A 12,363-nucleotide genomic window follows, 5' to 3' on the forward strand; every position below is an offset into this window, starting at 1 on the left:
GAATAGTCAAGAAATAATGAATATAATTTCAAATATACTTATTACATATTCAATATGAGGAAAATGCATAATGCATGACAACACACTAGGTGAACATATTTTAAATATTATTCAAAATCACGAAATTTTAGAGCAGAGCGATTTACAGACCTTGCTTAAAGAAAGAGGGCACAACATTCCTCAGGCTACTTTATCAAGAAAATTAAAAAAACTTAAAATTGCCAAAGTTGCTGGTGTATATAAAGTAATCGATATCAACCAGTATCAATTACCATTGATACTTAATATGCAAATTTCGGATTTTGGTTTAATAGTACTACATACCCAACCAGGACAAGCTAGCAGTCTGGCTTACTTTCTAGATCAGAAGTATGTTATTTATTCATTAAATAATAGCAAAAACATAGGAATTATAGGAACTATAGCAGGTGATGATACAGTATTATTGATCATCAAAAGTAAGGCTGAACTTAACAAAGTATTACAATCAATTTATGAAACATTTCCATATTTAAGTCCTGAATAAGAATGTTGTAAGTTAAAAATGTGATATAAAGGAGATAAGAGGGATTCCTTTGTTTAAATCTTTGTCTTCTTTTTTTCAATATACCTACATATCAGAATGGACAATTCATATAGAATCAGCATTGGTATTGCAAGCCCTACTTGGCTTAATACATCAGGTGGAGTTAAGATTGCAGCGATAATAAAAATTACCACTATCGCGATTCTGCGTTTATTTGACAAACTTTGTGTAGTAAGTAACCCTACCCTCACCATCAATGTGAGTATTACTGGAATTTGAAATGCAGTGCCAAATGCAAACATAAATTGGAGAACGAGGTCTAAATATTCGCTAACTGATGGCATAAACTCTATTGGTATACCGAAAGATTTCCCACTATGTTCAAAAGTGATGAAAAACTTCCAGGCTAAAGGAAATATATAGTAATAGACTACAGTAGCTCCCGTTACAAATAAAACCGGTGTTGCAATCAAGTATGGCAACAACACTGCCCTTTCACTTTTATATAACCCAGGTGCTAAGAACATATAAAATTGCCATGCAAACACAGGAAAAGAAAACAAAAGTGCGCTCATTATTGCAACTTCGAGATACACAAAAAATGCCTCTGTTAAGTCTGTGTAAATTAAAGAAAAACCTTCGCTACCTTTTGTTGCTTCTATTAAAGGTGCGAGTAAAAAACGGTATATATTTTCCTTAAAATAATAACAAAAACCAAAAGCAACGCAAAAAAATAGAAAGCAAAAGATAACTCTTTTTCTGAGTTCCGCAAAGTGCTCATAAAATGAGGCGTATTTGTTTGAGTTCCAGTTCATACTTTACTATAGCTCAATAATGCTATGTCTAACATTCTCAGCGAAAAAGCCCACTCATTGTCATACCACGCTGCAACCCTGCATATATCACCTGTAACATATGTACCAGTTAAATCCACAATTGCACTATAAGGGTTATGCACAAAATCTATTGAGACTAAAGGTTCCTCGCATATAGAAAGTACATTTGACATTGGATAACCCTCTGTCATCCTAGTACCCTCTGATGTCATCCTAGTACCCTCTGATGTCATCCTAGTACCCTCTGATGTCATCTTAGTACCCTCTGATGTCATCCTAGTACCCTCTGATGTCATCCGAGTAGCTGACACTGGGATCCAGAAATTAGATTCCAGCGTCACGCGCTGGAATGACGTAGAGTAGAGAGCTGCATCCTTAAACATTTCATTGATTTCTTCAACGGTCGCTTTCTTATCAGTCGTAAATGTAAAATCAACTATAGAAACATTGCTAACCGGAACTCTGACGGCAGTGCCATCTAGCTTTCCTTTTAATTCAGGAATGACAGAACCAATTGTTTTTGCTGCCCCGGTTGTAGTTGGCACCATAGATAATCCGCAAGCTCTTGCTCTACGCAAATCTTTATGATTACCATCAAGAACATTTTGATCATTCGTGTAGGCATGTATAGTAGTCATAAAACCGCTTTTTATGCCTAAACTAGAATGTAGGACTTTCACAATCGGAGCAAGGCAATTTGTAGTGCAAGAACCTGCTGATATCACTTTATGCTCTTTTTCGAGCATATCGTTATTCACACCATAAACTATAGTGACATCAGCATCCGGAACTGGAGCAGAGACAATTACTTTCTCTGCATTGTGCCTTATTGCTTCTTCACGTTTGTTGAATGCACCAGTACATTCAAGTATTACATCAACATTCCAAGGAATATTTTCAGGGCTCCGTTCTCTATACAAAGAAAACTTTCTGCCATTTATGGATAGCCAATTTTGAGACTCATTAAAATCAATATCACCACTGAATTTGCCATGAACAGAATCATATTTAATCAAATGTGCATGCTGCTTTGCACTGAGTGACCCATTTACAGCCACGACTTCTATTTGCTCACCATATTTTTCTATTTCATAAATAGCACGCAATACACTTCTGCCTATTCTACCAAGACCATTAATTCCTACACGAATCGTCATCTCTTCATTCAAAAAATTTAATTATAGAGGATATCACTTGATATTTCATTCTATTCTTTTGCTTTTCTATCGATATGAACATTATAGCAAGGAGACAGGGCTAAAAACTTGCTTGACAAACTCCGCCAGCCCCCTTATCATGGTACTGAAGCTATTTATTTATCTTCTCTGTACAGATTAAATGACAAAAAACTCACGTATCTGGCGTCTCATGTTTAATTTTTTGCACTATGTGCACCTTATGTCTTTATAAAATTTCTAGGTTTTTACCTAATATAAGCTAAAATGCGCTTATAAAGCATTTAAAACATAAAAAAACGCCAACTTAAAAAATGGATAGTGAATAACTAGCTACTCTAGGGTTTCTTTTGCCTTTTTTTCTGTTTAGTAAATTTCTTAACGTTTATAATTTAGATTAGTTGCGGTTTAAAAGCAGCTGAGTCGTGGTTATTAAACGTTTAGAATAAAAAAACGCCATACTTGAAAGTATAATGTAAGTAATTAGCCAACCACGGGGCTTCTTTTGCCTTTTTTTCGTTTGGTAAATTTCTTAATATTTATGGCTAAAGATTGCACGAATGTTGCAATTACAAAAGCGTTTCTACTAGGAGGGTGTCATCCCAGTGCCCAGACACTGGGATCCAGGAATTTTATTAAGTTGGTAAGCATAAAAGTAGCCGTTTTACGTTACAATACAATGTTTTGATGATTATGAAAAGGCTGGATCCCAGTATCACGCACTGGGATGACAAGAAAGGAGCACTGCTATTATAGAGTAAAATGAGATCCCAGATACTGTCTCTGCTGTCAAACAAATTATCCAACAAAATTACAATTAAATGGTTGATTATTTTTAAGAATACCAAAAAAGACATGCATTAATTTTCGCATTAACGCAAGAACTATGACTTTTGGACATTTGCCTTTACTTGCTAGACGCTGACAAAACTTTTGAAAATGATTATTATGGTTTTTGACTACTATAGCTGGCATATAAAGAGCTTTTCGAATACGCTCAGATCCTATTTTGCATATGCAACTTCTCTTACTTACTGACGATCCCGATTGATAATGTCCTGGATTTAGACCAGCAAAAGCTGTAAATTGTTTAGCATTGTCAAAGTTATCAACTGATGGCATTTCTGCGACAACAGCAACAGCAGTAAGATATCCTATACCTTTTATAGTCTTAAGGTTTTCCACCATATTTTTTAGATGTGGATAGTTATTTATATGCTCATTAATTTCTTTTTCGAGAACAATAATTTGCTCCTCTATTGCCAAAATTACTTTAGATATAGCTTCTTTGCAACTGGAATGCATATTTTTGTTTTCCAAGCGATTTGTCTGTTGCACCTTATCATCTTTTAGCGATTGCATGCAACGGTAAAGCTCCCTCAAATGCCTCATTTCAGGTGCAATGGGCTTCCAAAGAGCAGGTTTGTTGGCGATACAAAATCTAGCTATCATAGCTGCATCTGATTTATCTGTCTTATTTCTGAGCAGCTCACTTTTGCCAAAAGCTTTCTGGGTTTACTATACTGACATTATGTCCTAAATCGTGCATAAAAGTAGCCAAATCTTCTCCATACCAACTAGTTGCTTCAAGACATAAATGAGTAAGATTTGCTCCATGGCCATTGCACCAAACTACAAGTTTTGCAAAACCATCTTGATTATTTTGAAAGACTTTGTGTCGTTTTTTACTGTCCACTAACAAACATCAAATTTCTTTTTTGAAATATCCACACCCAAAATAGCATTTACTCCTAAGAAACTCACTCAACTAACTCTTCTTGTTGAACTAATATGTAGCCAAATTCGCTCGCTTTTTTGATCAAATTTTTTACAGTTCTATCTTTATAGCGTGTTTCATAGTATTCCATTCCTTTTTCTACATATTCCTGTCCGTATTTGAGCATACTATAAAATATGCATGCCATTTTTCTTGCAGTAGCTGTTATTGCTTTTGGTGCTCCTAGTCGTTTTTTCAATCTTCTGTAGTATGCACCCAACGCACTTTTACTATTTCCTACAGAATGAGCAGCTATTCGCAAAGCATTTGCAGCACGGTTAATGACTTTACGTGTTCTTGTGTTAAACACTTTTTCCCCTGTAACTTTATTAGCAGGACTGAGTCCCAACCACGATGAAAAGTGCTTTTCTGTTGGCCATTTACTATGGTTTATACCAACTTCTGAAATTATGGTTTGTATACTTAATACATCAAATCCAGGAATTTTAGTGAAATCCATACCAGTTATTCGGTGCAGTTCCTCATACAAAGCAAAGCTTGGCTTACTTTTGCTATTTTTATTCTTTTGCTTACTTAGCTGTTTGCTTTCACAAGACTTTGTTTCAAACGTTTTATAATAGGCTTCAATATTTCTATCACATTCTGCTATTTTTTCTTGATAAATATTATATAGTTCAAATTCTTGCTTTAGCGTGAATAAGTGTTCCTCTCTATAGTCACCAGCTAACGCTTTTGCAATAGTAGACTGATCATTTTTCATTCGCACGTCCCTGAATTCTGCCAATTTTTCAGAATCTCTTTCGCCTTCAATTATAGCTTCAATGATTTTCATACCAGTTATCCCAGTAATATGACTAATAACCTTGTGTAATTGTATATTCATTTGAATTAATGCCTTCTGCATACGCAGAATATGTGTAGATGCACTTTCAGTGAGATTTTTGCGTTGCCGCACGTAACTGCGCAATACACACATCTGATTATCTGGCCTAAACGATCCATGAAGCAGTCCGTAGCTATGCAGTTGTTGGAGCCATTGGCAATCTTGAACGTCAGACTTCCTACCAGGTACATTCTTTACATGCCGTGCATTTACCAATCTTACCTCGAATTTGTATGACTTAAGTATTTGAAATAAAGGAATCCAATATACTCCTGTTGATTCCATAGCTACTGTTGTAACTTTACACTTTTTCAACCACTGTGCTAAGTTATGAAGGTCTTCAGTAAAGCAGCCAAATTTCTGAACGCGTTGTTCATCTCTTCCTTCAGGTACACACACATAGTGTACAGCTGAACCAATGTCTATTCCTGCTGCATTAGGATTCACTATTTCTAATTTACTTTTTGCTTTTTTCATGGTAACTCCTACATATAATTTGTAATAGGGAAACGCTTCAGCTTGGAACGGTTGATAGTACAATCTCCTAACCGAGGTAGTCTAAATGACTCCATCAATGATTTGACCGTTCCTTCCAAAACCATGCTTGCATACGGGCACTTAGGCACCATTGAAAATGTCGGTCATAACTGCAAAGGCGCTCCCTGTACAACTATACTTGAAAACTACTAAAAACTTAAATTTGTGTGTTTCTTTCTGATTTGACAGATTTCGTCTGTTCGATGCTTGCATAAAATTGCCTCCAAGACTATAAATAAACTGAGAGTTTAGACTAACCTTGTAATACGGGATATAATTCCAAAAGATACTGTTCAGTCTTTAACTCTATGGGAGGGAAGCAAAATCTGGCTTAATGGCATTAGTGTCGCATCAGCTTCACCCTCCCTGTGAGGTATTTTAGCTCTAATGCCTCACATCATAAAGATACAAGTGTCACGCACTGGAATGACATCATAGGGGCTTGCATGACATCATTCTTTTTCTTGGATCCAAGTAGTCAGGGCACTGGGATGACATCATAGAGGCACTAGGATGACACCTTGACAATCGTCATTCCGCTACTTGTTAGCGCCGCGGTGGTATGACGTAGAATTTTATAACCCAGTGTCCAATCTGGATTCTAGTTAGCGTTTTTAGTAACTAAGAAAAGTGCTTCCCCCTTTTAGAGCACTGCATATAATAGAATTATATCGCAGTGCATTGCGAAACAAAATTCCCAATACTACAGGAGGCTTTATGAATAAGAAATTTCTCTATTCACCATTGTCAATAAAAAGCATAGGAGAAAACGGTGTATTTTCTGGTTATGCTAGCGTTTTTAATATAGTTGATAAACAAAATGATCTGATCTTACCCGGAGCATTTAAGGAAAATTTAAACAGAAATAAAATAAAACTCCTTTGGCAGCATAATCCTGACGAACCTATAGGTAGCATCATAGATATTTATGAAAATGATGTTGGTCTATATATAATTGCACATTTACTTTTGGGTATTCAGAAAGCAGAAGAAGTGTATTTGATGCTCAAAACTGGGGCAATTAACGGACTTTCCATCGGCTATATACCTATAGAGTATGATGTTGATCATAAAAGCGGAGCTAGAGTGTTAAAACAAGTGGAATTATGGGAAGTCAGTTTGGTCACTTTTCCTGCAAACTTAGCTGCTCAGGTAATCAATGTGAAAAATCAGAACAATGAACAGGAAATGTTAGCAAGGGCGATAGGAAAAGCAAATGCTGTACTTACAGACATGTGTATTTCTGCTTAAAGTGTATTATGCAGGCAAAAGCTTTACCATAATTTGACAACCCGCGTTAGTATTTATTTAACATTTATACTAATATATATAACTTTATCACTATTAAAATTTTCTGTAAATTAAAGTTAAAAAACAAGGTAATTTTATGTCAAATATTAATAATACGGTTAATTATGAAATTAATGTTAAACAAAAATACAGTTGGTCTACTGTGTTTGCTTGGTTGTACTTAAAAACGATTGGACGAATACTACCAAAGAAATGGAACAAATGGGCGGAAAATATTCTATATTACGATAAAGCTACTGGAAGTCATACTGATGGTCTTAAAACAACAGATGAAAGTGCTCAAATTGATTTAAAACCTGGAGTTGCAGTAAAAGAGAGTCAAAGTGAAGCAATAAGTAAGGATGAAGAGGTTCAAACTGAAGAAAATAGTGAGTTCACTGATGAGAGTTGTTTTGATACTATAGTAAATGATGAATTCATTGATGAAGACTACGATAGTATGGAAGAAGTAAGCATAGAGGAGGATGAAGAATTGAATGAACAACTGAGTCAGGAACTAGAACTTGAGCGTGCACAAAATGACTTTTTAGAAGAGGAAAATAGAGAGTTAAGGTCTAAACTTGCAGAATGCGAAAAAGATTATACGGAATTGGAAGATGTTTCAGGCCAACTAGAGGAAGAGCTCTCAGCAGAATTAAAGGAAAAATCTAAATTGATATTTGGACTAAGCGAAAGATTAATTGAGTGCAACATAGAATCTCTAAATGAAATAAAAAGACCTCTGATTGAAGTAGAAAAGGATATGAAAATAAATAGTTTAATGCGGTTAAATGAAGAATCAGATGAAGCGTTACAAGAAAAGCTTGCAGAACAAGAGAAGTTGATAGAGCAGTTACAAAAGGAACGGAAGCAAGCAGAAGATCAATCAAAAGCTGATATTAAGAAACTACAGGGAGAAAAAGAAAACATGGAAGAACAATTAAAAATAATGCAACAACAACTGTTAAATAATCAAGAACAACAAAAGTTGGAAGAAAAGTTAAAAGGTGTTGATAAAAGGTTAGAAGATATTGATGGAGAAACTAAAAAATCACAAGAACAAACAAAAGCTCACAAGCCAGATGCAGTGAGTTTGGTAAGCACAGTATCTACTGTAAAATCAACTACAGGCTCTAGTAAATCAACCCTTTCAAAATTACGAAACTTGCCCAATAAGCTTTCTAGGGATAAGGGTCTCAATAACTTTTTATCTAGGAAAAACGAGGAGTTAAAAAAAGGTTTTCCTGAATTTAAAGAAAAGCACTTTTGCCATAACGTGCTTGATGAAACCATAAAATCTCTATCAAATCAAGATGATGGCAAATTTGAAAGCAGTAAGCTGCTTGAATTATTAGAAAGTGATTTGAAACAATCCGCAAGGGAGATCATAGAAGCTAAGGTTAAAGAAGTTGTCAATAAACATTGCATTGAAAAAAATATAAAAGAACTACGAGATGGTACGTTAAAAGCCAAGTTATCACCTTCTGTTAGAAAATGCATAAAAAAATTAGAATTTAACAAACAAGAAGAAGGGGTAAATAAGATTGTAGACTCTATCTTGCACAGCTTTAATAGCAAGAATAATAATAATAACGACTCAGGAGAATTACTTAAAGAAATTGTTGTGAAAGAGCTAGTAGAAGCTAGAATGAGATTTTTTTTAGATAAGATTCAAGAGTTACAACTGACATCAAGCATAAGAGATAAATTTTTATCTACAGATCAGGGAATGTGTAATCAAACTCAAGGAGGAGTAAACGAATACCAATTAACAGAAAAAGCTAAAAAAGAATACACACCTAATTCCTCGATGAGTTACACTAATACTGTAAGCGTACATTCATTAAACAGCCAGAAAGCAGTTAGAGTAGGCTCTTAGCATAAAGCACCAGCTCCTCTTTTGTTAAAGTGTAGGAGCTGTCTTCCCAATGTTGCCTGAGCAACTCTAAGTTTCTACCTAAACTTTTTCCTGGCTGGTGACCTATATTTATCAAATCATTACCAGATAAAGGAAATTTTGGAATATTGAATATATTAGCAAATGAAATGTATTTATCAACATTTTCTCCAGACTCAACACCACAAATTCTTACTAAATCACAATATGATTCTCTACCAAATAAAGATATGTATTTTTTTTGCTCTTTTTCTGAGAGTTCTGTTTTGATATCGTTGGATAGTAAAAATAGCAGCTTTTTCTTTTGCTTGTTCGAAAGACGTAAAAACTTACTTATGTATTCTCCAAGACTTAGCCTGTCATTTTCTTTAGTGGTCCTAAGGAGTAACGCTAATTTTACTAGTGCATCAGTGCCCAAAAGAAGTGGCGAAGACAGAATTTCGCATTTTATTTCTTTTGGGATAATCTTTTGCAAAATATCAGATTCTTGCATGCTCTTAAGTGTTGGAAAAGGATCATTGCACTCCAGCAATTTAAGTATTTCATCTCTTATTCTCTCTCCAGAGAGGTTTTGGATCATATGCGAATGCTTTTTGCATACGCTTAGTATTTCATCACTCAAATCTCCGACACATATTTTTGCATGAAAACGAAATGCTCTTAAAATACGTAGATAGTCTTCTTTAATTCTATCTTCAGCGTTGCCTATAAAGTTTAACCTTCGCGCCTTTAAGTCCTCTATACCACCAAAGTAATCATATATATGGCCATGCTTATCTGCATACAGAGCATTAAATGTAAAGTCGCGCCTTGAAGCATCCGCTTGCCAATTATTGGTAAATTCTACTTTTGCATGCCTACCATCACATTTCACATCATGTCTTAGTGTTGTAATTTCAAAAGACCTCTGATTTAAGATCGCAGTGATAGTTCCATGTTTTAAGCCAGTTGGAATAGTTTTTATATTACGGAGTTTTAGCGCTTTAATCGTTTGATTGGGAGGCAAATTAGTAGCTAAATCGATGTCGTGGACATCACGCTGCAAAATTGAGTCTCTCACACACCCGCCGACAAGCCTAGCCTCACCACCAAATTTCTCTATGGCATCAATAATTAAACTAGTTTCACGGTCAACTTGCATTTAGTTAGTATATGCTGCAGTTCATATTATATGAAATGCTTGCAAAAAGCCCCATATAAAAATATACAGGGCTATGAAGATTTATTTTACACTTCCAATTGTAATATTTGTTGTTGATGAAATGTTTTTTCTGTTCTTGATTCCGCCATACTACATCTTGGTGAGCTTGAAGGGTTTTGCTTCTCAGAGCGCTCTATGTGCTGCTTTATCTCACTAACGCACTGCTCTACAACATCACCAATTTTTCCATCAGCATTTTTTGCCAATAACTCATCAAATCCCTTTTCAACCTCTGCTCTCTCAGAGATATCCTTTGAAAGGTTACAATATTCTAAGATCTCGTCTACCTGAAGTTTTTTTGCTAATAGGAAATCTTCTTGTTCTTGCTCTTGTTTAAGTTTGGTTTCCTCTTGCAGTTGTTTTGCTAAACTTTTATTTCTATCAAGCAATGGTTCGAAATGCAATCCGCCTTTGTTTATTATATGCACAATACTACTATCATCATAATCAACTTTATTGTATTCACCTGCACTTTTTGAACCTGAATTGTCTATTAATTCATGCAAAGACAGATCTTGGTTATCAACAGTCTGGTTCTCTATAACATGTAGCTTTACCTTATACTTTTCACAAAGTATTCTGCCTTCAACGTCAGGATCACCCCACCTACTGTTACGCATAATGTCTGCTGTATAATCATCTACAGTTTCACTACGGTGCTGGCCATTGTTATCATGACTATTGACAATTGCATTTGTAAACCACTTTGGTGGATTCTTTTGCGCAAATTCTTTACAATCATTTCTTAATTTTTCGATAGTAACTTGCTCTCCTGTCTGTTGTTCTAGACTTTGTCTGAACGAGTCAAAAAAGCAGCTTCCATTACCAATTGCTTGTCCTACATGGAAATTGTCAGGGTAAGGATTACTATTTAAAAGAGTTATTTCTTGTCCAGAGCTCTTGAACCTTTTCGGACTTCCAGTATCGTAAAAATCATTTGATAGTTTCCGTTTCCTAGGTTCAGCCATAGTTTTTACCTTAATTTGAGCTATATGTTACTATACCAACAAAATTATTAATAAGCAACTAATTAAGTATAGCAGAAATTTTTAAATTATGCAATAGTTGTAGCTTTAAATAGCAAATATGAGTTTTAACTGCGGTATAGTTGGGTTACCAAACATAGGAAAATCAACCTTATTTAATGCACTTACAGAGTCAAGTGCAGCCGAAGCTGCAAATTATCCTTTCTGCACAATTGAGCCAAATATAGGCAAGATTTCGATAAAAGATCAGCGTTTGAAACAAATCGCAGCAATTGCAGGCTCAGAGAAGATAATTTATAATCAATTAGAAGTTGTAGATATTGCAGGTCTGGTAAAGGGTGCGAGCAAAGGTGAAGGGCTCGGCAATAAATTTTTAAGCCATATCAGAGAAGTTGATGCTATCGTTCATCTGCTCAGGTGCTTTACGGATGACGATATCAGCCATGTACACAGTAAAATAGATCCAATATCAGATGCTGAAGTGGTAGAAATGGAATTAATCCTAGCTGATATTGATAGCATAGAAAAAAGGCTTCCTCAATTGGAAAAGAAAGCAAAGCAAGGTGATAAAGAGCTAAAGAGACAACTTGAATTAATGCAAGAGGTATTAGCTACTTTAAAATTGGGTAAACCTGCAAGAAGTTTGGAGAATATCGATGAAGATGAGATGAAGTCGCTTCAATTGCTGACAACAAAGCCCGTTATGTACGTTTGCAATGTTGAAGATACAAATGTTATAACTGGCAATGAATTATCTAAAAAGGTAGAGAGAATGGCGGAGGAAAATAAAAGTAAATTTTATTGTATTTCAGCAAAACTCGAAGCAGATATTGCAAATCTTGATACTGAAGAGGAAAAACAGAGTTTTTTATCAGAATTTGGCTTACAAGAATCAGGCCTTGATGGAGTAGCGCGTATTATGTATGAAGTGCTGAGTATGATAACTTTCTTTACTGTGGGCCCCAAAGAAGCACGGGCATGGCCAGTAAAAATAGGGTCAACAGCTGACAAAGCTGCAGGTGTAATCCACACTGATTTTGAGAAAGGTTTCATAAAAGCAGAAACGATAGGCTTTGCAGACTACATAAAGTATGGAAGTGAACCGGCTTGTAAAGACGCAGGAAAAATTCGCTTTGAAGGCAGAGATTACATCGTGCAAGATGGTGATATAATGCACTTTAGGTTTAATGTGTAGTTTATTATGCAGCCACTTATTTAAAGTTAAGTTTTCTGGATCCCAGTGTCTGGGCACTGGGATAACAAGAAAGGGAGCACTGGAATTTTTGTTTCAATA

The 12,363-nt window shown here is 35.3% G+C and carries 9 protein-coding genes and 1 pseudogene; 4 read left to right on the forward strand and 6 right to left on the reverse strand.

From position 1 onward, the window contains the following. The first annotated feature begins 70 nt into the window (after window positions 1-70). The gene (locus OPR52_RS04380) at window positions 71-526 is read left to right on the forward strand and encodes an arginine repressor (RefSeq protein WP_065094904.1); all 456 of its coding nucleotides are present in this window, start codon (window positions 71-73) and stop codon (window positions 524-526) included. Between the two features lie 53 nt (window positions 527-579). Here the strand turns inward: OPR52_RS04380 and tatC are convergent, their stop codons facing one another. The 4 genes and pseudogenes from tatC to OPR52_RS04405 form a co-directional block, all read right to left on the reverse strand. Beyond that, a complete protein-coding gene (gene tatC, locus OPR52_RS04385; protein ID WP_265037807.1) occupies window positions 580-1,341 on the reverse strand; it encodes a twin-arginine translocase subunit TatC in 762 nt (253 codons plus the stop codon). After that, entirely contained in the window at window positions 1,338-2,519 is a 1,182-nt protein-coding gene (locus tag OPR52_RS04390; protein ID WP_265038470.1) for a type I glyceraldehyde-3-phosphate dehydrogenase, read from the reverse strand. Before OPR52_RS04390 ends, tatC begins: the two co-directional genes overlap by 4 nt. 816 nt (window positions 2,520-3,335) lie before the next feature. Continuing rightward, window positions 3,336-4,301, reverse strand: a pseudogene (locus tag OPR52_RS07875) (IS110 family transposase). Next, window positions 4,298-5,635, reverse strand: a complete 1,338-nt coding sequence (locus OPR52_RS04405; RefSeq protein ID WP_265037784.1) for an IS110 family RNA-guided transposase — start codon at window positions 5,633-5,635, stop codon at window positions 4,298-4,300. The pseudogene OPR52_RS07875 and the gene OPR52_RS04405 overlap by 4 nt, the downstream one beginning before the upstream one ends. A gap of 777 nt (window positions 5,636-6,412) precedes the next feature. On the opposite strand from OPR52_RS04405, the gene OPR52_RS04410 reads away from it, so the two are divergent. Together OPR52_RS04410 and OPR52_RS04415 are read left to right on the forward strand one after the other, a co-directional pair. Beyond that, the gene (locus OPR52_RS04410) at window positions 6,413-6,946 is read left to right on the forward strand and encodes an HK97 family phage prohead protease (RefSeq protein WP_264723310.1); all 534 of its coding nucleotides are present in this window, start codon (window positions 6,413-6,415) and stop codon (window positions 6,944-6,946) included. Window positions 6,947-7,082: 136 nt separating this feature from the next. Continuing rightward, window positions 7,083-8,864 (forward strand): hypothetical protein, encoded by a 1,782-nt coding sequence (locus tag OPR52_RS04415; RefSeq protein WP_265037810.1) that lies wholly within the window; start codon window positions 7,083-7,085, stop codon window positions 8,862-8,864. Here OPR52_RS04415 and OPR52_RS04420 read toward each other — a convergent pair. Next, complete coding sequence (locus OPR52_RS04420) at window positions 8,848-10,023, reverse strand: CCA tRNA nucleotidyltransferase (protein WP_265037812.1); 1,176 nt, start codon at window positions 10,021-10,023, stop codon at window positions 8,848-8,850. The genes OPR52_RS04415 and OPR52_RS04420 overlap by 17 nt on opposite strands. A gap of 86 nt (window positions 10,024-10,109) precedes the next feature. Then, the gene (locus tag OPR52_RS04425; RefSeq protein WP_265037814.1) at window positions 10,110-11,051 is read right to left on the reverse strand and encodes an OTU domain-containing protein; all 942 of its coding nucleotides are present in this window, start codon (window positions 11,049-11,051) and stop codon (window positions 10,110-10,112) included. Window positions 11,052-11,169: 118 nt separating this feature from the next. On the opposite strand from OPR52_RS04425, the gene ychF reads away from it, so the two are divergent. Then, on the forward strand, window positions 11,170-12,264 hold the full coding sequence (gene ychF, locus OPR52_RS04430) for a redox-regulated ATPase YchF (protein WP_264723404.1): 1,095 nt from the start codon (window positions 11,170-11,172) through the stop codon (window positions 12,262-12,264). The last annotated feature ends 99 nt before the right edge of the window (window positions 12,265-12,363 follow it).

This window comes from Wolbachia endosymbiont (group A) of Hylaeus communis, from assembly GCF_947251915.1.
GTDB classification, from domain to species: Bacteria; Pseudomonadota; Alphaproteobacteria; order Rickettsiales; family Anaplasmataceae; genus Wolbachia; species Wolbachia pipientis.